This window comes from Bacillus sp. D386 (assembly GCF_006346415.1).
Genome location: NZ_VEMV01000002.1, coordinates 458,030 through 481,834, shown reverse-complemented (window position 1 = coordinate 481,834; position 23,805 = coordinate 458,030). Strand labels below are relative to the sequence as shown.

The following is a 23,805-nucleotide window of genomic DNA, read 5'->3' as shown; positions in this document are numbered from 1 at the left end:
GGGATGAATCGACTAAATAAACTAAAACCCTGATTCGTAAAAAACGAATTAGGGTTTTTTTTAGAATATGGGAGGCTGATTGATCGTGAAACATTTGCTTACGATGACAGATTTATCGATTGAGGAAATTACAGGCTTGCTATCAGATGCTGAGGCATTTGCCAATGGGGAAACCTGGATGCCTGCAAAAAGACACTTTGTAGCAAATTTATTTTTTGAAGCGAGCACGCGTACTAAAATCAGCTTTGAAATGGCACAGCGAAAGCTTGGGTTGGATGTAATCCCTTTTGAAGTGCAAGCATCAAGTGTATTAAAAGGTGAAACCCTATCCGATACAGTGAAGACATTAGAAGCGATTGGAGTGGAAACCGTAGTAATTCGTCATACAGAAGATAATTATTTTGCAAATTTAATACAAAGTGGTGTATATTTATCCATAATGAATGCTGGTGATGGATGCGGGCATCATCCTACGCAATGTTTATTGGACTTGATGACCATTAAACAGGAATTTCAAACGTTTCGAGGTTTAAAAGTGGCAATCATAGGAGATATCAGGCATAGCCGCGTAGCGCGATCAAATGCGGAAACACTGACCAGATTAGGTGCAAAGGTTGTATTCTCTGGCCCACAAGCTTGGGCGAATCTCTCGGGAAGCAATGTGGCCTATGAACCAATTGATGACGCCATCGAAAACGCAGATGTAGTTATGTTGCTTCGAATCCAGCATGAACGTCATTCAGTGGAAATGCCAATGAGAAAAATGGAATATTTGAACAGTTATGGATTGACGATTGAAAGGGAGAGACGTCTTAGGAGTAATTGTATAATTATGCATCCTGCGCCAGTAAATAGAGGTGTGGAAATTGATGATTCATTAGTTGAATGCGCTCGTTCGCGAATATTTAAACAAATGGCCAACGGAGTATATGTGAGAATGGCTGCTTTAAAAAATAGTATCGAGCAAAGGGGAGGAGCGGCAAATCATGAATACAATTATAAAAAGTGCGCAATTTTTAACTGATGATGGAACACTGGCCACCAAAGATATCTTAATTCAGAGCGGAGTAATCTCCGATATCCAAGATGAATTGCCCAATCAGCAGGCAAACATCATTCATGCTAAAGGATTTTTGCTGGCGCCTGGTTTTATAGATTTGCATGTTCACTTAAGAGAGCCCGGCGGCGAGCATAAAGAAACGATTGAAACAGGGACACAGGCTGCTGCAAAAGGTGGATTTACTACTGTAGCTGCTATGCCGAATACACGACCTGTTCCGGATACTGCCGAACAATTACGTTCGTTAAATAATAGAATTAGAGAAAAGGCGAGCACAAGGGTATTGCCCTATGCCTCAATTACTATCAGGGAGCTTGGAAAGGAATTAACTGATTTTGAATCTCTGAAAAAATCCGGAGCATTTGCCTTTACAGATGACGGCGTCGGCATCCAGTCAGCTGGTATGATGCTTGAAGCTATGAAAAAAGCTGCAAAACTGAATATGGCCATTGTCGCTCACTGTGAGGATAATACATTAATTCAAAGTGGATGTGTGCATGAAGGAATCTATTCGAGAAAACATGAATTACCTGGTATCCCTTCAGTATGTGAAGCGGTCCATATTGCTAGGGATGTATTACTGGCTGAGACAGCAGGTTGCCATTATCATGTTTGTCATATCAGCACGAAGGAGTCTGTAAGAACGGTTCGTGATGCCAAGAAAGCAGGCATTCATGTAACAGCAGAGGTAACCCCCCATCATTTGTTACTGTCCGAAATGGACATTAAGGAGCTGGATACTAATTTTAAAATGAATCCGCCTTTAAGAGGTGAGGATGACAAAAAAGCATTGCTAGAAGGCCTGTTAGACGGGACGATTGATTTTATCGCTACAGATCATGCTCCCCATTCAGTAGAGGAAAAATCACAAAATATCAGACTTGCGCCGTTTGGCATAGTTGGATTAGAAACAGCCTTTCCGCTGTTGTATACATATTTGGTAAAAAAGGGAGCGATGACCCTGAAACAATTAATTGATTTCTTGACGATTAAACCAGCGCAAGCATTTGAACTTAACTACGGAAAAATAGAAATAGGGATGCCTGCGGATCTCGTCCTGCTTGATTTAGAAGAAGAACAAGTGATTAATCCTGATACCTTCCTTTCCAAAGGAAAAAACACGCCATTTGCTGGCCTGAGCTGTCAAGGATGGCCGGTCATGACGATTGTGGAAGGAAAAGTAGTTTGGCAGAAAGGAAGTCTAACTGAATGAAGAGACAATTGATTTTAGAAGATGGAACAATTTTTATTGGCGAAGCATTTGGAGGAGAAAGCGATAAAATTGGTGAGGTTGTATTTAATACGGGGATGACCGGTTATCAGGAGATTTTATCTGACCCTTCTTATTGCGGTCAAATTATTACGATGACTTATCCTTTAATCGGTAACTATGGAATCAATAGGGATGATTTTGAGTCAATCGCTCCGAGCCTAAGTGGCCTAATTGTAAAAGAAGTGGCTGATTTTCCTTCGAATTGGAGAAGTGATTTTTCTCTTGATGAATATATGAAAATAAAGAATATCCCTGGCATTGCAGGGATTGATACTCGGAAGTTGACAAGAATGATTCGTGAAAGAGGTACAGTAAAAGGTGTGATTTGTTCAATAACTAAAGATGCTGAAACGATGCTCCATCAAGTGAAAGCAACTGTGCTGCCTCGTAATCAGGTTCAAAAGGTATCTACAAAAAAAGCATATCCGAGTCCAGGACGCGGTTATCGGGTAGTTGTAGTAGATTTTGGAATGAAGCATGGAATATTAAGAGAATTAAACAATCGAGGCTGTGATGTAATCGTTGTGCCTTATAATACTACCTTTGAAGAAATTATGACACTTCGTCCAGATGGTATCATGCTGACAAATGGACCGGGAGACCCTGAAAATGTACCGGAAGCGATTGAAATGATAAGAAAAATTATCGGAAAAGTGCCAATGTTCGGCATTTGTCTTGGGCACCAGTTGTTTGCTCTAGCATGTAATGCAGAAACTGAAAAAATGAAATTTGGGCATCGCGGTTCCAATCACCCAGTTAAAGATTTAAAAACAGGCAAAATTGCACTGACCTCGCAAAACCATGGATACACAGTGAAATATGACTCTATTGAACAAACAGACTTGGAAGTTACGCATATTGCATTAAATGACGGAACGATTGAGGGATTAAGACATAAATACTACGATGCTTTCACCGTCCAATATCACCCGGAATCATCGCCTGGCCCGGAGGACGCAAATTATTTATTTGATCAATTCATTAGCATGATTGAGAGATCCAAACTGAAGGAGGCAGTAAAATGAGTAAACGTACAGATATTAAATCCATCCTGGTTATTGGATCCGGACCGATTGTAATCGGCCAGGCAGCAGAATTTGATTATGCGGGTACACAAGCTTGTCTGGCATTAAAAGAAGAAGGGTATCGTGTTGTCTTGGTTAATTCCAACCCGGCTACAATTATGACAGACACGGAAATTGCAGATGCGGTTTATATTGAGCCATTAACGTTAGAGTTTGTCAGTAAAATTATCCGTAAAGAACGCCCTGATGCTCTATTGCCGACTCTTGGAGGGCAGACTGGATTAAATCTGGCTGTAGAACTGTCCAAATCTGGAGTGCTCGAGGAATGCGGTGTTGAAATTCTGGGAACAAAGCTATCGGCAATTGAGCAGGCTGAGGACCGTGATCTATTCCGAAGCTTAATGAACGAATTGAGTGAACCGGTTCCTGACAGTGCGATCATTCATAATCTGGAAGAAGCCGAGGCTTTTATTCAGACTGTAGGATACCCTGTAATTGTACGACCGGCTTATACACTTGGAGGGACAGGCGGCGGAATCTGTTCAAACGAAGAGGAATTACGCGAGATTGTAGCCGGTGGTCTCAAGAGCAGTCCTGTCACCCAATGCTTGCTGGAAAAAAGCATTGCAGGGTTCAAGGAAATTGAATATGAGGTCATGAGAGATTCGAATGATAATGCAATCGTAGTTTGTAACATGGAAAATATCGATCCTGTCGGAATACATACGGGAGATTCGATTGTAGTGGCACCGAGCCAAACATTGAGTGACCGGGAATACCAATTATTGCGCAATGCGTCGTTGAAAATTATACGTTCTTTAAAAATAGAAGGAGGCTGCAATGTTCAGCTTGCTCTTGATCCAGATAGCTTCAATTACTACATTATCGAGGTTAACCCAAGGGTGAGCCGTTCGTCTGCCCTTGCTTCTAAAGCAACCGGTTATCCTATCGCAAAGCTTGCAGCTAAAATTGCAGTTGGTTTGACACTCGATGAGATGATCAATCCCGTAACTGGAAAAACTTATGCGAGCTTTGAACCGGCACTTGATTATGTCGTAACCAAAATACCACGCTGGCCTTTTGATAAATTTGAGGAAGGGAACAGAACCCTCGGAACGCAAATGAAAGCAACTGGTGAGGTTATGGCAATCGGCAGAACGTTCGAGGAATCTCTATTAAAAGCAATTCGCTCCCTAGAGGTTGGAATCTTGCACTTTGAACTGCCTAAGGCTGAGATGATCACAGATGAAGAGATAGAAAAACAAATTAAAATAGCAACAGACGAACGACTATTTTATATTGCTGAAGGGTTAAAGCGCGGATTAACGATTCAGTTAATCCATGAATGGTCTCGGATTGATTTATTCTTTCTGCATAAATTTGCAAAGATTGTTGAGATGGAAGCTAAACTGTTAGAAGCCCCCTTCCATCCGAGATATACATTAATAGCCAAAAAACTTGGTTTCTCTGATTATATCTTAGCAAAGCTTTGGAAAAGCTCTGAATTGGAAGTGTATCAGTGGCGCATGGACAATCAAATCAAACCGGTATTTAAAATGGTCGATACCTGTGCTGCGGAGTTTGAATCTGAAACACCATATTTTTACTCCACTTATGAGGATGAGAATGAATCAATCGTAACGCCAAAGAGGAGTGTCGTTGTACTTGGTTCCGGACCCATTCGAATCGGGCAGGGAGTTGAGTTTGATTACGCAACTGTTCATTCTGTCTGGGCGATTAAAGAAGCCGGCTATGAAGCGATTATTATAAACAGCAATCCGGAAACGGTCTCAACAGATTTTAGCATTTCAGACAAACTATATTTTGAGCCCTTAACGATTGAAGATGTGATGAATGTCATTGATTTAGAAAAACCAGAAGGGGTTATTGTACAATTTGGCGGTCAGACAGCCATTAATCTTGCCTCAGCCCTTGTAGAAAGAGGAGTTAAGATACTGGGTACGTCTTTAGAGGATGTGGATCGATCTGAAAATCGCGATATGTTTGAGCAAGCCTTAACAGAATTGAATATCCCGCAGCCTAAAGGGAAAACAGCCTTGTCAGTGGAGGAAGCAGTCGAAGTGGCTGATGAGATTGGATACCCTATTTTGGTAAGACCGTCCTATGTTCTTGGTGGAAGGGCAATGGAGATCGTGGATGATCAGGAGGATTTGCTTCATTATATGAAAAATGCCGTGAAGATAAATCCGAAGCATCCTGTATTAATCGATCGTTATTTAACAGGGAAAGAAATTGAAGTAGATGCAATTTCTGATGGTGAAACAGTTGTTATTCCGGGTATCATGGAGCATATTGAACGTGCTGGAGTCCATTCTGGTGATTCTATAGCAGTCTACCCTCCACAGAATCTGTCAGAAAATACGAAAGAAAAAATTATAGATTATACGATTAAACTAGCAAAGGGTTTGAATATAATTGGTCTGTTTAATATCCAATATGTAGTCTCTAATAATGAAGTGTTTGTAATTGAAGTTAATCCCCGTTCAAGCAGGACGGTACCGTTCTTAAGCAAAATCACTAATGTTCCAATGGCGAATTTGGCCACTAAGGTCATTTTGGGACAAAAGCTTAAGGATTATGGTCTTGAAAATGGCCTTGTCCCTGAAAAGGCGGGTGTGTTCGTAAAAGTACCAGTATTTTCATTTGCAAAGCTTCGCCAGGTTGAAATTACGCTCGGACCAGAAATGAAATCAACGGGTGAAGTACTGGGAAAAGACGATACATTGCAAAAGGCTTTGTATAAAGGGTTGATTGCTTCAGGAATTCAAATTAAGCAATATGGAACTGTCCTCTTGACTGTTGCGGATAAGGACAAAGAAGAAGCCGTTTTACTTGCAGAACGTTTCAATGAAATTGGTTATCAAATCATCGCTACCGAGGGTACGGCTCAAGCGTTAGATCAAGCGAATATTCCATGCCAAATTGTTGGCAAAATTGGCAGTGAAGAGCCGAATTTATTGGATATGATTCATAATGGAAAAGCACAGCTGGTGATTAATACGTTAACCAAAGGAAAACAGCCTGAACGTGATGGTTTTAGAATTCGCCGTGAATCGGTTGAAAATGGGATTCCTTGTATGACTTCCTTGGATACGGCCAATGCAATTTTAACAGTACTGGAATCGCTAACGTTTTCGACAACTAAAATGAACCATATGCAAACGGCCAAGGAGGCAATCAGTTTATGATTCAAAAAGAGATGATGACCGTCGTCAGCCATCGAATGATTGCACCGAATATATTTGAAATGACTATGGAGGGGACACTTGTCTCCTCCATGGCAATGCCTGGGCAATTTGTACATATCAAAGTATCGAACGGAATAGATCCTTTGCTGCGCAGGCCAATCAGTATATGTAAAATTGACCCTGAGCAATCTCGTTTTACAATCGTTTACAGAGCGGAAGGGAAAGGAACCAGGATTCTTTCTGAAAAAAAAACAGGGGAAAAAGTCGATGTGCTTGGGCCGCTTGGCAACGGGTTTACGGTTGAGGATGTGAACCCGGGAGGAAAAGCGCTTTTGATAGGCGGAGGAATTGGAATACCACCTTTATTGCAGCTATCAAGAGATTTAACGGCTAAAGGTGTATCTGTGATTCATATTTTGGGCCTCCGTACCGCAGCAGATATTTTTTATGAAAACGAATTTGCTGAGCTTGGGGAGACCATTATCACAACTGAAGACGGGACTTACGGAATAAAAGGCTATGTAACAAATGCTTCAGTTCCAATGGACATTGATGTGGTCTATACATGTGGGCCAACACCAATGCTAAAGGCCGTTAAGGATAAATATAAAGGGAAAAAGGTGTTTATTTCGCTTGAAGAGAGAATGGGCTGCGGAATAGGTGCGTGCTTTGCCTGTGTGTGCCGTACCCCGGGAAATGGATACCGGAAGATATGTATCGATGGCCCGGTATTTCGTTCAGAGGAGGTCGTCATATGAATAATCCATTAAGCATGCAGCTGCCTGGATTAGCGTTGAAAAATCCGATTATGCCGGCGTCTGGTTGTTTCGGCTTTGGCATGGAATACAGTCAGTTTTATGATCTCGATAAGCTGGGTGCCGTCATCATTAAATCAACGACACTTGAACCGCGTATTGGAAATCCGACCCCAAGGGTTGCGGAAACAAATGCAGGGATGCTAAATGCCATTGGACTTCAAAACCCTGGCTTGGAGCATGTGATGAATGAGGAGCTTCCATGGCTTGATACGTACGATGTACCGATTATTGCTAATGTGGCAGGAACCATGATGGAGGATTACGTGGAGACGGCGAAACGGATCAGTACAGCTCCGAATGTGCATGCTCTTGAACTGAATATTTCCTGTCCGAATGTAAAATGCGGAGGTATTCAATTTGGTACCGATCCGTCTGTGGCTAAAGAATTAACTAAAGCGGTAAAAGAAGTATCTTCAGTGCCAGTCTATGTTAAATTGTCTCCGAATGTCAGCGATATAGTATCCATTGCGAAGGCAGTTGAAGATGGTGGTGCTGATGGACTGACGATGATTAATACACTAATAGGAATGCGTATTGATCTCAAAACAGCCCAGCCGATTTTAGCTAATCGGACAGGCGGTTTATCAGGGCCGGCCATTAAACCGGTTGCGATTCGAATGATTCATGATGTTAGCTCGCAGGTTTCGATTCCTATCATTGGCATGGGCGGCATTGAAACAGCAGAGGATGTTATTGAATTCCTTTATGCAGGTGCGAGTGCGGTTGCGGTTGGAACAGCCAATTTTATTAATCCGTTTGTTATGCCTGAGATTATTGACGCTCTGCCAGACCTAATTTTATCACTCGGGTTTGATCATATATCAGAATGTGTTGGAAGGAGCTGGAATAGGAATGCGGAATACACCGGTCATCGCACTTGATTTTCCTAATAGAGAGCTAACCTTGCGATTTTTACATAAATTTAATGAGGAAAAATTGGCTGTTAAAGTAGGTATGGAGCTTTATTACGGAGAAGGTCCTTCTATCATCACTGCAATTAAAGGATTGGGACATGACATTTTTTTGGACTTGAAATTGCACGATATTCCTAATACGGTTGGAAAAGCAATGGAGACAGTGGCAAGACTGGGAGTCGATATGGTTAATGTTCATGCAGCAGGCGGAAGAAAGATGATGGAATATGCGCTTGATGGTCTTGAAAAGGGTACCCCTCCTGGAGAAAAAAGACCGCTATGTATAGCGGTTACGCAATTGACAAGCACAAGTGAAGAGCAGATGCAAAGAGAGCAATTCATTCAGACAACCCTGGCTGAAAGTGTCATTCATTATAGTCAATTAGCAAAAGAATCAGGTCTTGATGGAGTAGTTTGCTCCGTACATGAAGTACAGCAAATTAAAAATCAGGTTGGTCGAAATTTCGTAACAGTTACTCCGGGAATTCGTCTGGCCAGTGATGCAGCAGGAGACCAACAAAGGGTGGCTACACCGTTTATGGCTAGTAGGCAGGGCAGTGATTTTATCGTTGTGGGAAGAAGTATTACAACGGCAGAGAATCCAATAGAGGCCTATTATAAGATAGTTGAAGAATGGGAGAGACCGATATGAAAAGAAAAATAGCAGAGCATTTATTATCTATTCAAGCTGTAGCCTTACAGCCAAGCAATCCATTTACTTGGTCATCAGGTATCAAATCCCCGATTTATTGTGATAATCGATTAACGATGTCTTACCCGGAGGTACGGCGGGATGTAGCGAGAGGCCTAGCTCAATTAATAAAAGAAAAATTTCCTGAAGCTGAGATTATTGCAGGAACAGCTACAGCAGGCATTCCGCATGCTGCCTGGGTAAGTGAACAGCTAGATTTGCCGATGATTTATGTTCGTTCCAGTTCAAAAGGGCATGGAAAAGGAAATCAAATTGAAGGGAAAGCGGAAAAGAATGATAAAGTAGTCATCGTGGAGGATTTGATTTCAACAGGAGGAAGTTCGATCACATGTGCCAAGGCATTACGTGAAGTCGGTTGTGATGTACTAGGGGTTGTATCAATCTTTACATATGAAATGGATAAAGCAAGAATTGCATTTGCTGATAGCGAGGTTCCATACTACTCCTTAAGCGATTATTCAACTCTTATCGAAGTTGCGGAAGAACATCAGTACGTGACAAAGGAGGAGCTGAATAAGCTCCGCAAATGGAAGCAAAACCCTTATGATGAGAGCTGGGTTAACTAAAAACATAAAGAATCAGTGGGATAAAATCTGAAATAGTTGGATTTTATCTCTTTTTATTTGTGTCTGTTAAACTTAGATGTTGATAAATATATAATCTGATTGACCGATTGCTAGAATTAGAGAAAGAGTATGCAGCAAGCTGCCAACAAGAAATATCATAATGAAAAAGACTGAGTGGTTATATTCAGCCTTTTTGTTCGTTCGGTTCTTCGGAATAGTCTCCGATGAGGTAAATTTGCATAAAAGGGGGAATGGAGAATGGCAGAGTTACCCGAAATCTATCAATTAAGTACCCAGATGAATGACTCTCTCTCGGGCAAACAAATCGAACGGGTGGAAATAAAGCAGGAAAAGTGCTGCAATGTTTCGGGGTTGGTATTTTCATCACGAGTAATAGGATCAACGGTTAAAGCGGTTCAAAATAAAGGGAAATGGATCATCGTTTCCCTATCGAATGGAGAAAACATGTTAATTTCGCTCGGGATGGGAGGGGATTTGCTTTATTTTGAACCTATTTCATCCAATCCCGTTCAGGAAAAATATCAATTCCTCATCCAATTTCAAGATGGGACAGGGTTTTCCATCCGATTTTGGTGGTTTGGAAAAGTGTATATCGCCAATGATCAAGAAATCAAAGAAGAAAAAATAATCAAAGCTATTGCCTTCACCCCATTCGATAAGGAATTTACCTATGACTATTTCAGACAGTTGGTTAACGGGAAAAAAGCGGGAATTAAATCCTTCTTGTTGAATCAAAAAAACGTCGGCGGAATCGGCAATATGTATATTCACGATATCTTGTTTGAAAGCGGAATCCATCCTCAGAAGAAAGTATCCGACCTATCGGAAGAAGAGGTCAAAAACCTCTATAACAATATGCAGAAACAATTGCACCATTCTTTATCCAAGGGGAGTTTTTCTCTTGAAAAGGATTTTTACGGACATAACGGTGAGTACTTGACGAGTGATTTTCAAATTGCGTATAAAAAAGGGGAACCTTGCCCTAGATGCGGGGAGACCATTCAATCAATCAAAACAGGAAGCACCACTTCATACATTTGCCCTGCGTGTCAGCGGTTATCAAAGACGGAATGAAATATTCTGTCTTTTTCTTGATCGTATTCATCCAGGGAACATCCGTTTTAGTTAGACAATCCCACTTAAAAATGCTTGGAAATACCAAAAATTGGGTAAGGGTGTGAGTGTGAATGTGAATAAAAAGGAGGAAAGATTATGGGGAGACTGGATGGAAAAGTGGCAATTATCACGGGTGCATCACGAGGAATGGGTTCTGAACACGTTAGAGAGTTTGTCAAAGAAGGAGCTAAAGTAGTGATTACGGATATACTCGAAGCGGAAGGAAGGACGTTATCGAAAGAGCTCGGGGAGAACACACTATTTGTGAAACACGATGTTACCAATCCAGACGATTGGAAACATGTCATAAACCAAGCGGTTGAAGCCTTTGGCCCTGTTACGGTTTTGGTGAATAATGCTGGATATGCTGGTCCTGTGTCTTTGCTGACCGATTTGGCAGATGAAGACTACCTCAAAATCATAAGTATAGACCAACATGGAACATTCTATGGGATGAAAGCGTTAATTCCGCATATGATTGAGGCGGGGGGAGGCTCAATTGTGAATATTTCATCTACCGCAGGATTAAGACATGTCAATGGGACCCCCAATGTGGCGTATACGGCAGCCAAACATGCGGTTAACGGGTTGACGAAAGCAGCAGCCGTAGAATACGCCGACAAGAATATTCGAATCAATGTGATATGTCCAGGGGGTGTATTAACCCCACTGCTAAAAGAAACCTATACGCAAGAACAACTGGATATGTATGCTACATCTCCGATAGGACGATTATCAGACCCACAAGAAATCTCTAAACCAGTCTTGTTTTTAGCCTCTGACGACGCCTCCTATATAACGGGAGCGGAATATGTCGTGGATGGGGGACTATTAGCTAGATAGCTCAATCGGGGACAGGTGAAAATCAACCGACTGGCCGTCTTCAGAGGCTCAAAAAAATATCAGGGAAGATCCCTGATATTTTTTTATTGGCAGTCTTTTTCTCCCCCCACTTTAGCAAGTGTGTATAAGGAGGAAATTTAAGAAGATAACAAAACAGGTTAATATAACTGTGGATATACTTTGATACTGTTCGTAATATGCAGCGAGCGGGAACTGATTTTTTTGTTGGGATACGAACGCCCTGGACACTCAGCAATGATGAAGTATCTTATTTCCTATTTAGAGTAATAACAAAAGAATAATAATATAATAAAAACGCAGCGGAAAATTAAAACCGCTGCGTTTATCTATGCTTTTAAGGATAAAACCACTTCTTCATCCGGGGTAACATAGTAGGTTGTTTGATTATCATAGGTTACAAAGCCTGGTTTTGCTCCAGCTGGTTTTTTGACATGCCTGATTAGTGTAGAGTCTACCGGAACTTGGCTCGACTGCCTGGCTTTACTGAAATAGGCAGCCAGAATGGCGGCTTCTTTTATCGTTTGTTCGGTAGGGTTTGCATCGCGGATGACAACATGGGATCCCGGAATATCCTTCGTATGGAACCAAAGCTGATTTTTAGCCGCTAAGCGATTGGTTAAATATTCATTCTGCTTATTGTTTTTACCTACCAAAATTTCCATGCCATCACTGGACAAATAGGAATCAAGGACAGGTTTTAAATCTTTTTTCTTACCTTGCTTTTTGGTATATCTTTTTTTCACATATCCGCCTTCTTCAAGCTCTTCACGGATTTCCTGCAAATCTCTTGGTGAGGCAGTGTTCATTTGGTGGATTAAATTATCGAGATATTGAATTTCGTCATTTGTTTTTTCGATTTGATCGATTACAAAGGATTTGGCGTTCTTTGCCTTTTGGTATTTAGAAAAATACCATTGAGCATTTTCAGAAGGGGTTTTTCGGACATCGAGCTCAATCAAAAGAGTAGGTTGATTTTCATCATAATAATCAATTACTTCAGCACTCTTCATTCCTTTGTTCAAAGCGTAAATATGACCAGTTATCAGTTCCCCGTATTTCTTGAATATTTCTGCCTTCTCTGAATCCTGCAGAGTCTCTTCTAATTTTATTAGTTTCTTTTCATTTTTTTCTTTTTCATTTGAGAGAATTCTCTCCAGGTCATGCGCTTGCTGCTTGACACGATCCCGATCCGCTTTTTGATAATAAAAGCGATCTAACAATAAGCTTAGCGAAGGAAATTCCTTCTTATCACCTTTCAAATGCTGAAGTGGGATGAGGTAAAAAGCTTCCTTATCTCCTGTAACCAATGTTGGCTGATAATTATGTGATTTTAATTGCTCCATTATTGTATTGAAGCTCTCTGGAACGGTCTCCCTGTTTACAAGTCCAGCCCTGTAGGTTATTTCTTTCGCAAGAAGAGGAGAGATACCAGCAAACTGTGTGACCAATTGTTTATCAATTTTGCCAGCAAAATAATCAATATGTGTCAAGCCTTTATCTATATCTGATAGCGGATTGATTTTATTCTGAGCTGGCGGCAAAACGTAGGAATGACCTGGCAATAATGTCCTGTAGCTGTTTAAAGCAGACGGTACATGCTTGATACAGTCTATAATCATATTTCTTTCTTTATCAACAAGAATAATATTGCTGTGTTTGCCCATTATCTCTATGATTAATAATTTTTGAGTTATGTCGCCGATTTCATTGCGCCCTCTAATCTCAAATTTAATGATTCTTTCCAATTCAGGCTGTTCGATTTTCTCTATAAAATAGCCTTCCAAATGTTTACGAAGCAGCATGCAAAACATGGGTGCTTCTGAAGGGTTATCCGTGTTTTCTTCTGTTAGTTGTACACGAGCATAGCTGGGATGTGCAGACAACAGAAGCTTATGATTGGTTCTGCCTGCGCGAATGACTAGCAGTAATTCATTTCTATAGGGCTGATGAATTTTTGTTATTCGTCCACCAGTTAACGTCTCTGATAATTCTTCGGTCATTGCTCTTGTAAAAAAACCGTCAAAGGACATATATGTGACACCTTCTTTAGTAAGTATTCGAATTATAAATCTCCATTCAAACAAGTATAGCATTTTTTAGGACAACTCTGAATAAACATGTATCAAAGAAAGTTATTCGGATTGTTAAGGAGGTTGTATCCGTCACATGAAACTTGCAGAAATGGACAAAGAAAAGCTACAATCCGCTTTTGGAGTACATACAAAAAAAGGGTTAAGTCATCAGGAAGCAAAAAAAAGGTTAAACCAATACGGAGAAAATGAATTAGCAGAAGGAGAAAAGCAATCTGCTTTAATTCTGTTTTTTCAGCAGTTTAAAGATTTTATGGTCCTTATCCTGCTTGCGGCTACTCTCGTTTCAGGTTTGCTGGGAGAGTATATTGATGCAATTGCCATTATCATGATCGTATTGATTAATGGTTTATTAGGGTTCTTTCAGGAAAGGAAAGCAGAAAAATCGCTGTCGGCTTTAAAGGAAATGGCTGCACCTCAAATGATTGTATTACGTGATGGGTTATGGTCGAAAATTCCGGCTAAAGAATGTGTTCCGGGAGATATAGTAAAGTTTTCAAGTGGCGACCGTATTGGTGCAGATGTGAGGATTTTCCAGCAGTATAATCTTGAAATAGAAGAATCTGCATTGACAGGTGAATCGCTCCCTGTTGCTAAAACGGAAGAACCAAAAAGAGATGGGCAAGACGGAATCGGCGATCAGGTTAATATGGCATTTATGGGAACGATGGTAACACGTGGGTCAGGTGAGGGTATAGTTGTTGCGACAGGAATGAAAACGGCAATGGGCCAAATTGCAGATCTGCTGCAAAATGCCAATACGCAACAGACGCCTTTGCAGCTTCGCCTGGAACAACTGGGAAAGATACTCATTGTTGTTGCATTACTGCTGACTTTATTGGTTGTAGGAATTGGTGTTTTACAAGGAAATAACTTATACACCATGGTTCTTGCGGGAGTATCTTTAGCCGTGGCTGCTATTCCGGAAGGTTTACCGGCTATTGTTACGGTAGCCTTATCCCTGGGAGTCCAGCGAATGATTCGACAGAAAGCAATCGTAAGGAAACTGCCTGCTGTAGAAACATTGGGCTGTGCATCAGTCATTTGTTCTGATAAAACAGGGACGATGACTGAGAATAAGATGATGGTGACTAAGGTTTGGGTTTCAGGGCAGCAGTGGTCAGTGTCTGGGAAGGGGTTTGATCCAACCGGTAAGTTTGAATGTGTGAGCGGTCATCAGGATGATACAGAGCTGAAGCAATTGCTAACCTATGGTATCCTCTGTAACAACTCTGAGCTTAAGCTTAAAAAGAAAAAGTATTATATAGATGGGGATCCGACTGAAGGAGCTATGCTTGTTGCCGCTATGAAGAAGGGAATTGACCGCCAGCTTTTATTCGAAAAGTATAAGATTTTAAAGGAGTTTCCTTTTGAATCAGAACGTAAATTAATGAGTGTATTGGTAAAGGATCATAACGGAAGGCAATTTGTCATTACTAAAGGGGCACCTGATGTTTTACTTGGGAAATGTACAACGGTTATGTCCAATGGAAGAGTGAAGCATATGGATGAGCAACTTCGTGAGTCCATAGGGAATACAACTGAACATATGGCTGAACAAGCATTAAGGACAATTGCGGTTGCCTACAAAAGTGTACCAGCCAATCAAGCAATTCTTGACCAAACGGATGCTGAAAATGAATTGATATTCCTTGGCCTTGAAGGAATGATGGATCCACCGCGTCCAGAAGTAAGGAAAGCGGTGCTGGAATGTCGCGATGCCGGTATTAAAACGGTGATGATAACCGGCGATCACTTAATAACAGCAAAGGCTATCGGTAAACAATTGGAGATATTCTGCGAAGGAGACCGTGTGCTGACCGGTAAAGATTTAGATGCGATGTCTGTGGATGATTTGGAAAATATCGTTGATGAGACGACTGTTTTTGCCCGTGTTTCACCAGAGCATAAATTAAAAATAGTCAGTGCCTTTCAACGAGTAGGACATATAGTGGCTATGACAGGAGACGGAGTGAATGATGCACCTGCTATAAAGGCTGCAGATATTGGAATAGCGATGGGTATATCCGGTACAGATGTGGCCAAAGAAACATCTTCTTTAATTTTATTGGACGATAATTTTGCAACCATAAAATCGGCCATAAGAGAAGGCAGAAATATTTACGAAAATATTCGTAAATTCGTACGCTATTTATTAGCATCAAATGTAGGAGAGATTTTAGTTATGCTATTTGCGATGGTCATGGGATTGCCCTTGCCTTTATTGCCAATCCAGATTTTATGGGTAAACCTGGTTACCGATGGATTGCCGGCTATGGCACTGGGACTCGATCAACCTGAAGAAAATGTGATGAAGCGGGGTCCGCGTCATCCAAAAGAAGGCGTATTCGCTAGGGGATTGGGGTGGAAAATCATATCAAGAGGATTCTTGATTGGTATCGCCACATTGCTTGCGTTTATAACTGTATATAAATCAAACCCTGATAATTTACAATATGCTCAGACCGTAGCCTTTGTAACTTTGGTTCTTGCACAATTAATCCATGTATTTGACTGCAGAAGTGAAAAATCAATCTTTTCAAGAAACCCATTTGGCAATATGTATCTTGTATGGGCAGTCGTATCTTCTTTAATTCTTATGCTGATTGCCTTGTACTATCCACCTTTACAAACCGTTTTCCATACGGTGCCGATTGCCCCTCGTGATTGGCTATTAATTGTCGGAATGGCGTCTATTCCAACTTTTTTATTGGCGGGTACATTTTATGTAAGTAAATCTAAATAAATTGTGATATAATTTTTAAGGTAGTAGAGTGAGCTCTATTACCTTTTTATTTTATATTAGCGTGTATAATGTTACTGATTGGAGCTGGGGCCGGATGATTTTAAGCATGACAGGGTATGGAAGAGCGAAGACAGAAAACGATTCTTTATCCATAACCATTGAGATGAAAAGTGTGAATCATCGTTTTTTTGAATGCAGTATCCGATCACCTCGTCAACTGCTCATGTATGAAGACAGGATTAAAAAGATTATTCAGCAAAAGCTGCATAGAGGTAGAATAGAAGTATTTATCAGCCTTCAGGGTGAAGGAACCGTTAAAAGAACGATGACACCTAATTGGGATTTAATTGACCAATTCATGAATATATCTACTGAATTCAATAATAAGTACAGTGCGTTTGCAGAACCGGAGATGACTGATTTGCTTCATCTCGAACATATTATCTCTATTGATGAGAAGGAAGAAGTTAATGCCGATCTTGAGAAAATGCTGCTTGGTACGGTAGAAAAAGCTGCTTCTCGCTTGTCAAATATGCGGGAAACAGAAGGTGAGTTCCTAAAGAGCGATTTAACTGAGCATATTAAAAAATTTGATGCAGAGGTTGAGGATGTCAGGGAGCGTGCACCGGAAGTTGTTAAGCAATATAGCAGCCGGCTCAAACAAAAGCTTGAAGAAGCAGTTGGAGATATCTTTGATCCAAACAGGCTGTTAACAGAAATAGCTTTATTTACAGATAAAGCAGATATACATGAAGAAGTTTCAAGGTTGAAAAGCCATATTGCACAATTTCTAGAATCATTGGAGGCAAGCGGTCCGATTGGCAGAAAGCTTGATTTTCTCATCCAGGAGATGAATCGGGAAACAAATACAATCGGCTCTAAAGCAAACGATGCAATAATTGCAAGAAAAGTTGTCGAGATGAAAACAATTCTTGAGAAAATGAAGGAACAGGTTCAAAATGTAGAATAATACAGTTTATGACAGTACATACAAGCATACACTAGGTAAGAGGGATGGAGGCTGCTTCAATGTCCATAAAGTTGATTAATATTGGATTTGGGAATATAGTTTCTGCTAATCGCATTGTTACCATTGTAAGTCCTGAATCTGCACCTATTAAAAGGATTATTCAGGATGCCAGGGACAAGGGTTCGCTTATAGATGCTACATATGGAAGAAGAACACGCGCAGTGATTATAACCGATAGTGACCATGTGGTTCTTTCAGCGGTACAGCCGGAGACCGTGGCTGCGAGGTTACATGACCGTGATGAGAGCGTGTTGGAAGGATAGGTGATTGTTTTGGAGGAAAAAGGGTTATTAATAGTTTTATCAGGTCCATCTGGAGTGGGGAAAGGTACAGTCAGAAAGGCGATTTTTTCTCAGCCGGATGTTGATTTTCAATATTCAATTTCAGCAACTTCCAGAAAACCTCGTGAGGGAGAAGTTGATGGGGTGGATTATTTCTTTAAATCAAAGGAACAATTTGAAGATATGATTGCCAATGATGAACTTTTGGAGCATGCTGAATATGTGGGAAATTATTATGGAACACCAATTGAATACGTTCGCCAAACGTTAAATGAGGGCAAGGATGTATTTCTTGAAATAGAAGTACAAGGAGCGCGTCAGGTTCGTGAGAAGTTTCCTGACGGTTTATTTATTTTCCTTGCTCCGCCAAGCCTTAAGGAGCTTGAAAATCGAATCGTAACAAGAGGCACGGAAACAGATGAGTTAATCCGTAACCGAATGAAAGCGGCTCGGGAAGAAATCGAAATGATGAATCTTTACGATTATGTAGTTGAAAATGATCGTGTAGAGCATGCGTGCGAGCGCATCAATGCAATCGTGGTGGCTGAACATCTACGCCGTGAACGAGTAGAAAAAAGATACAAAAAATTATTGGAGGATGATAAATAATATGTTATACCCATCTATTGACTCACTATTAACAAAAATTGATTCTAAATATTCTTTGGTATCCGTTGCAGCTAAACGTGCACGTTATATGCAGGAATCTGGAGAAAGCACAAAAATTGCAAAGCCGGTATCTCATAAATATGTTGGAAAAGCGCTTGAGGAAATCCATTCTGGTGACTTAACGTATCGAGTGGTAACTGAAGGTCGTCAAGACTTTTAATAGGCAATGCTTTCGAAAAAACAACCTTACGATTGATAATAAGGTTGTTTTTTTTTGCTGGCTGATGATATGTTTTCGAATTATAGTAAAACATATTAGTGCAAATTTAATAGATAATATATGATATAAAAGATGTATATAAAGGAATTCTCAAGAATACCAGTTATGGAGTGATTAGATGCTTGATAATAAGAAGATACTTGTTTGTGTAACAGGAGGTATTGCTGTATACAAATCGGCCGCCTTAACAAGCAAACTTGTTCAGGCGGGTGCACAAGTAAAGGTAATAATGAGTGAATCAGCAACTAAATTCGTGATGCCGCTAACTTTTCAGGCTTTATCCAAAAACGATGTTTATATAGATACATTCGACGAGAAAATCCCTGGTAAAATCGCACATATTGAGCTTGCTGACTGGGCGGATGTCATTCTGGTTGCACCTGCTACAGCCAATATTATAGGGAAATTGGCAAATGGAATTGCCGATGATATGATTTCAACTACCTTGCTGGCAGCAACGGCGCCTGTTATGATTGCTCCGGCTATGAATGTCCATATGTATCACCATAAAGCTGTGCAGCGAAATATGGCGCAGCTACGAGAAGATGGCTATTTATTTATGGAGCCTTCAGAAGGCTATTTAGCCTGTGGGTATGTTGGAAAGGGAAGGCTGGAGGAACCCGAAACAATTGTTGATAATTTAGAAGATTATTTTGCTGAAGAAAAGAAATCATTAAGTGGCAGAAAAGTCCTGATTACAGCTGGTCCAACCCGTGAACGAATCGACCCGGTACGTTATATATCCAATTTTTCGAGCGGTAAAATGGGATATGCTTTAGCGGAGGTGGCAAGAAGCATGGGAGCTGAGGTTACATTGGTGTCAGGCCCGGTGTCATTGGACGCTCCTGCAGGTGTCAAAGTAATTAAAGTAGAAAGTGCTTCCGAAATGTATGAAGCGGTAATGGATGTAATGGATGAGCAGCATATTATTATTGGTACAGCTGCTGTAGCTGATTATAAACCAGCTGTTTATGAGAATCAAAAGGTGAAGAAACAAGCAGGCGACAGTACGCTTGAACTGACTCGTACAAAGGATATTCTCCGAGAGGTTGGTAAGAGAAAAACAAACCAAATCTTGATAGGCTTTGCAGCTGAAACGAATGATTTGGATGAGTATGCAAAGAAAAAGCTGGTTAAGAAAAATGCTGATATGATTGTCGCTAATAATGTGACCCATGAAGGTGCCGGGTTCGGAACGGATACCAATATTGTTACCTTATATAAAAAGGATGGCAGTTTCAGAGAACTTCCTTTACTAAGTAAAGCTGAAGTTGCCAAAGAAATATTGAAAGAAATAGAATCCCTTCAAGTAAATGAGGATCACTCTTTATGATAGCAGAAGTAATCGTAGATGTACCGGCCCAGCAAACGGACCGTCCATTCGATTATAAAATCCCGGAAAAATGGGCCGGCATTATTCGTGAGGGAATGCGAGTGACAGTTCCTTTTGGCCCAAGGAAATTGCTTGGCTTCGTCGTAAGACTAAAGGAGCATACAGAAGTAAAGGGCTTAAAATCAATCAGCAGTTTATTGGATATTGAACCAGCGCTAAATAACGAATTGTTGGATGTAGGACATTGGCTCGCGGATGAGACGATGTGTTTTAAAATATCAGCATTCCAGGCAATGCTTCCGGCAGCATTGAAAGCAAAGTATGAAAAACAAATCCGGCTTGCTCCAGGTAAGCAGACAAATGATCTCCCAAAACAAATCCAGTATTTGTTCAGTAAAGCGGAAGCCGTCAGCTGGATTAAGATTCAAAATGACGAGCTTTTGTCCTGTATAAAGACTGAAATTGACAATGGAAATCTTGAAATTACTGTTCAGGTATCTGATAAAACAAAAATAAAAAAGCAAAAATATATAGCGTCATTGCTAACAAGGAACGAGTTGCTTGAACAATTAGACCACTTAAATGCGAATGCCAGCAATCAGAAAAAACTAGTATCCTATCTGGTAGAACATCCTGGGGAGCAATTGCTGGCAAAAGTGCTGGAAGAAACAAATATTAACAGTTCCTCTGCCATCAAACCTCTTGTTTCAAAAGGAATCGTTCAGATTACTGAGAAAGAGGAATATCGTAATCCTTATGCGGAAGGCCAATTTACAAAGGATCAATGCCTGAAGTTAACAGATAACCAACAGGCAGCTATTAATCCGATTAAGTTAGCTATAAAGGAAAATCGGAATGAAAATTTCCTATTATATGGTGTAACGGGAAGCGGCAAAACAGAAATCTATTTACAATCCATCAAGCAAATCGTAGATAAAGGGAAGGAAGCCATTGTTTTGGTGCCTGAAATTTCTTTAACACCCATGATGGTGACTAGATTTAAGCGACGATTTGGAGATTTGGTAGCCGTATTACATAGCGGCCTGTCTCATGGTGAAAAATATGATGAATGGCGCAAAATACAACGCGGAGAAGTTAAGGTTGTAGTTGGTGCCCGTTCCGCTGTATTTGCACCGTTTACTAATTTAGGTCTGATTATTATTGATGAGGAGCATGAGGGTAGTTATAAACAGGAAGAAACACCTCGTTATCATGCACGCGATGTAGCACTTAAACGGGCGGCCTATCACAATTGTCCGGTTGTCCTCGGCAGTGCTACACCGTCTCTGGAGAGTTTTGCAAGAGCGAAAAAAGGTGTATATACGTTGTTAACATTAAATAGCAGAGTAAACGATCAGGCTTTACCAGCTGTTTCAGTCGTTGATATGAGGGATGAAATGAGAGGGGGAAACCGCTCGATGTTCTCCGGCCTATTATTTGAAAAGCTGAAGGATCGTGTAGACAAAGGGGAACAGACTGTTCTCTTGTTAAATAAAAGAGGACATTCATCCTTTGTGATGTGCCGAAACTGCGGACTAGTAGTTACATGTCCAAATTGTGATATATCAATGACATATCATCGTGTTCAAGCGCTTATGAAATGCCATTATTGCGGTCTTGAAGAACGGGTTCCAGAGGTTTGTCCTGACTGCGGCAGTGACCATATCCGTTTTTTTGGTACAGGAACTCAAAAGGTTGAGGAAGAGCTGGGGAAATTGCTGCCGCATGCCAGAGTCATTCGAATGGATGTGGATACAACCAGACGCAAAGGAGCACATGAAGCGTTGCTGAAAAAATTCGAAGATGGACAAGCAGATATTCTTCTTGGTACGCAGATGATTGCCAAAGGCCTCGACTTTCCAAGAGTGACTTTGGTAGGGGTTCTTACTGCAGATACAATGCTGCACTTACCTGACTTCCGCTCATCAGAACGTACCTTTCAGCTACTAACGCAGGTCAGTGGGCGTGCCGGAAGACATGAATTGCCAGGCGAAGTGGTAATTCAAACCTATACTCCTGAACATTACAGCATTCAACTGGCATCAGAGCAGGATTATGACGGTTTCTTTATGAGAGAGATGTTCTTACGGAAACAAAATGACTATCCTCCCTATTATTATATCGCGCTTTTAACAATTTCTCATGAAGATGTGATGAAAACGGTGGAAGCAGCCGAGAAAATAGCAGCATTTATTAAGCGGCAGGTAGGGCCGGAAACGGTTGTATTTGGACCATCTGCTTCCCCAATGTCTCGAATCAACAATAGATATAGGTACCAATGTCTGATAAAATACAAGCGGGAACCTAATCTAAGTACAATTTTAAAAAAATTGAATGAAACATATGGACGTAATGCCACCCAATCAGGGTTACAATTATCGATTGATGTCAATCCGTTCATTATGATGTAAATAGAAAGGCGGAAAAGAATAAGTGGCAGTATTACCTATAGTAAAACATCCGGATAAAATTCTTGAAACTCCCTGTAAAAAGGTTGAAGTTTTTGATCGTAAATTAGCGAAGTTACTTGATGATATGTACGACACAATGATAGACGCGGATGGCGTGGGATTGGCTGCGCCGCAAATCGGCAAAAATATTAGAGTAGCGATTGTTGATGTAGATGATGAGTCTGGAACATTTGAATTAATTAATCCGACAATTCTTTCCACGAAGGGTAAGGATCGTGATGTGGAGGGCTGTTTAAGTTTTCCCAATCTGTATGGAGAGGTTGAACGACCTGCATATGTTAAGATACAAGCACAGGATCGTCAGGGACGAACGTATATTTTAGAAGCTGAGGATTACTTGGCCAGAGCTATTCAACATGAAATGGATCATTTGGAAGGAATCTTATTTACTTCAAAAGTTGTGCGTTATATAAGTGAAGAAGAGTTAGAAGGGTATGAAGTAGAATGACTAGAATAATATTTATGGGAACACCTGATTTTTCTGTCGGTGTATTAGAACGTTTAATAAATGATGGATATGAAATCGTTGGTGTCGTAACCCAGCCTGACCGTCCGGTTGGACGGAAACGCATTTTGACACCACCTCCTGTAAAGGTGACAGCCGAGAAACATGGTATTCCAGTTCTCCAGCCAGAAAAAATTCGTGTGGATTCAGAAGTTGACAAGGTACTTGCTTTAAATCCAGACTTAATTGTTACCGCGGCATTTGGACAAATCCTGCCGAATCGTTTATTAGAGGCTCCAAAGTATGGTTGTATAAACGTTCATGCCTCCTTACTGCCTGAATTACGTGGTGGTGCACCTATTCACTATGCAATCATGCAAGGGAAAGAAAAAACAGGTGTAACCATTATGTACATGGTAGAAAAGCTGGATGCAGGTGACATGCTGTCAAAAGTAGAAGTTCCAATTGAGGAAACTGACCATACAGGCAGTTTACATGATAAATTGAGTAAAGCTGGTGCACAACTGGTTTCTGAGACCATTCCAAAATTATTGAATGGAGAAATCACTCCAATTAAACAAAATGAGGAAGATGCTACCTTCGCTTTCAATATTAAAAGAGAACAGGAATTAATCGATTGGGCACAAGGCGGAGAAGAGGTTTATAACCATATCCGCGGTTTACATCCATGGCCTGTAGCCTATACTTTGTTAAATGGAACAGTTTTAAAGGTTTGGTGGGGCGAAAAAGTGAAGACCGCCAAGCAAGGTAGTGCCGGTGAAGTGCTTGATATCGAAAAAGATGGTTTCGTTGTGAAGACAGGAAATGATACAGCAATCAAAATTACTGATTTACAACTAGCTGGTAAAAAGAGAATGACTGCTGAACAGATGCTCCGAGGTACTGCAATCATATCAACAGGAATGAAATTGGGAGAATAAA

Annotated in this window: 20 protein-coding genes; 19 read left to right on the top strand and 1 reads right to left on the bottom strand. The window is 40.7% G+C overall.

The features are described from left to right. Positions 1-85: 85 nt before the first annotated feature. The 10 genes from FHY45_RS07320 to FHY45_RS07275 all read left to right on the top strand — a co-directional run bounded on the left by FHY45_RS07320 (position 86) and on the right by FHY45_RS07275 (position 11,557). Positions 86-1,024 (top strand): aspartate carbamoyltransferase catalytic subunit, encoded by a 939-nt coding sequence (locus FHY45_RS07320; protein WP_139891286.1) that lies wholly within the window; start codon positions 86-88, stop codon positions 1,022-1,024. Continuing rightward, positions 987-2,273, top strand: a complete 1,287-nt coding sequence (locus tag FHY45_RS07315; protein WP_139891285.1) for a dihydroorotase — start codon at positions 987-989, stop codon at positions 2,271-2,273. The genes FHY45_RS07320 and FHY45_RS07315 overlap by 38 nt, the downstream gene beginning before the upstream one ends. Beyond that, positions 2,270-3,358 carry a carbamoyl phosphate synthase small subunit gene (locus tag FHY45_RS07310; protein ID WP_139891284.1) on the top strand — a complete coding sequence of 363 codons (1,089 nt, stop codon included), beginning with the start codon at positions 2,270-2,272 and terminating at the stop codon, positions 3,356-3,358. The genes FHY45_RS07315 and FHY45_RS07310 overlap by 4 nt, the downstream gene beginning before the upstream one ends. Further along, entirely contained in the window at positions 3,355-6,567 is a 3,213-nt protein-coding gene (carB, locus tag FHY45_RS07305) for a carbamoyl-phosphate synthase large subunit (protein WP_139891283.1), read from the top strand. The genes FHY45_RS07310 and carB overlap by 4 nt, the downstream gene beginning before the upstream one ends. Then, on the top strand, positions 6,564-7,325 hold the full coding sequence (locus FHY45_RS07300; protein ID WP_139891282.1) for a dihydroorotate dehydrogenase electron transfer subunit: 762 nt from the start codon (positions 6,564-6,566) through the stop codon (positions 7,323-7,325). Before carB ends, FHY45_RS07300 begins: the two co-directional genes overlap by 4 nt. Beyond that, entirely contained in the window at positions 7,322-8,266 is a 945-nt protein-coding gene (locus tag FHY45_RS07295; protein ID WP_139891281.1) for a dihydroorotate dehydrogenase, read from the top strand. Before FHY45_RS07300 ends, FHY45_RS07295 begins: the two co-directional genes overlap by 4 nt. After that, positions 8,238-8,951, top strand: a complete 714-nt coding sequence (pyrF, locus tag FHY45_RS07290; RefSeq protein WP_139891280.1) for an orotidine-5'-phosphate decarboxylase — start codon at positions 8,238-8,240, stop codon at positions 8,949-8,951. Before FHY45_RS07295 ends, pyrF begins: the two co-directional genes overlap by 29 nt. Further along, positions 8,948-9,577, top strand: coding sequence for an orotate phosphoribosyltransferase (gene pyrE, locus FHY45_RS07285; protein ID WP_139891279.1), 630 nt, complete (start codon positions 8,948-8,950; stop codon positions 9,575-9,577). The genes pyrF and pyrE overlap by 4 nt, the downstream gene beginning before the upstream one ends. Positions 9,578-9,835: 258 nt before the next feature. Beyond that, positions 9,836-10,672, top strand: a complete 837-nt coding sequence (locus tag FHY45_RS07280; RefSeq protein WP_139891278.1) for an Fpg/Nei family DNA glycosylase — start codon at positions 9,836-9,838, stop codon at positions 10,670-10,672. 138 nt (positions 10,673-10,810) lie between these two features. Next, the gene (locus tag FHY45_RS07275) at positions 10,811-11,557 is read left to right on the top strand and encodes an SDR family NAD(P)-dependent oxidoreductase (RefSeq protein WP_139891277.1); all 747 of its coding nucleotides are present in this window, start codon (positions 10,811-10,813) and stop codon (positions 11,555-11,557) included. 347 nt (positions 11,558-11,904) lie between these two features. On the opposite strand, the gene FHY45_RS07270 is transcribed toward FHY45_RS07275, so the two are convergent. After that, positions 11,905-13,608, bottom strand: coding sequence for an Rqc2 family fibronectin-binding protein (locus FHY45_RS07270; RefSeq protein WP_139891276.1), 1,704 nt, complete (start codon positions 13,606-13,608; stop codon positions 11,905-11,907). Positions 13,609-13,744: 136 nt separating this feature from the next. Here FHY45_RS07270 and FHY45_RS07265 point away from each other — a divergent pair, with 136 nt between their 5' ends. The 9 genes from FHY45_RS07265 to fmt all read left to right on the top strand — a co-directional run bounded on the left by FHY45_RS07265 (position 13,745) and on the right by fmt (position 23,804). Continuing rightward, complete coding sequence (locus tag FHY45_RS07265) at positions 13,745-16,414, top strand: calcium-translocating P-type ATPase, SERCA-type (protein WP_139891275.1); 2,670 nt, start codon at positions 13,745-13,747, stop codon at positions 16,412-16,414. A gap of 94 nt (positions 16,415-16,508) precedes the next feature. Further along, positions 16,509-17,384, top strand: a complete 876-nt coding sequence (locus FHY45_RS07260; RefSeq protein WP_139891274.1) for a YicC/YloC family endoribonuclease — start codon at positions 16,509-16,511, stop codon at positions 17,382-17,384. 59 nt (positions 17,385-17,443) lie between these two features. Then, positions 17,444-17,707 (top strand): extracellular matrix/biofilm regulator RemA, encoded by a 264-nt coding sequence (gene remA, locus FHY45_RS07255; protein ID WP_066100607.1) that lies wholly within the window; start codon positions 17,444-17,446, stop codon positions 17,705-17,707. Positions 17,708-17,716: 9 nt separating this feature from the next. Further along, the gene (gene gmk / locus FHY45_RS07250) at positions 17,717-18,334 is read left to right on the top strand and encodes a guanylate kinase (protein WP_066102291.1); all 618 of its coding nucleotides are present in this window, start codon (positions 17,717-17,719) and stop codon (positions 18,332-18,334) included. Between the two features lies 1 nt (position 18,335). Beyond that, positions 18,336-18,554: a DNA-directed RNA polymerase subunit omega gene (rpoZ, locus tag FHY45_RS07245; RefSeq protein ID WP_066100606.1), complete on the top strand. Its 219-nt coding sequence runs from the start codon at positions 18,336-18,338 to the stop codon at positions 18,552-18,554. A 178-nt stretch (positions 18,555-18,732) separates the two neighbouring features. Next, complete coding sequence (gene coaBC / locus FHY45_RS07240; protein ID WP_139891273.1) at positions 18,733-19,947, top strand: bifunctional phosphopantothenoylcysteine decarboxylase/phosphopantothenate--cysteine ligase CoaBC; 1,215 nt, start codon at positions 18,733-18,735, stop codon at positions 19,945-19,947. Beyond that, a complete protein-coding gene (gene priA, locus FHY45_RS07235) occupies positions 19,944-22,358 on the top strand; it encodes a primosomal protein N' (RefSeq protein ID WP_139891272.1) in 2,415 nt (804 codons plus the stop codon). Before coaBC ends, priA begins: the two co-directional genes overlap by 4 nt. 22 nt (positions 22,359-22,380) lie before the next feature. Beyond that, positions 22,381-22,866 (top strand): peptide deformylase, encoded by a 486-nt coding sequence (gene def, locus FHY45_RS07230; RefSeq protein WP_066100599.1) that lies wholly within the window; start codon positions 22,381-22,383, stop codon positions 22,864-22,866. Next, on the top strand, positions 22,863-23,804 hold the full coding sequence (gene fmt / locus FHY45_RS07225) for a methionyl-tRNA formyltransferase (RefSeq protein ID WP_066100596.1): 942 nt from the start codon (positions 22,863-22,865) through the stop codon (positions 23,802-23,804). Before def ends, fmt begins: the two co-directional genes overlap by 4 nt. Position 23,805 lies beyond the last annotated feature (1 nt).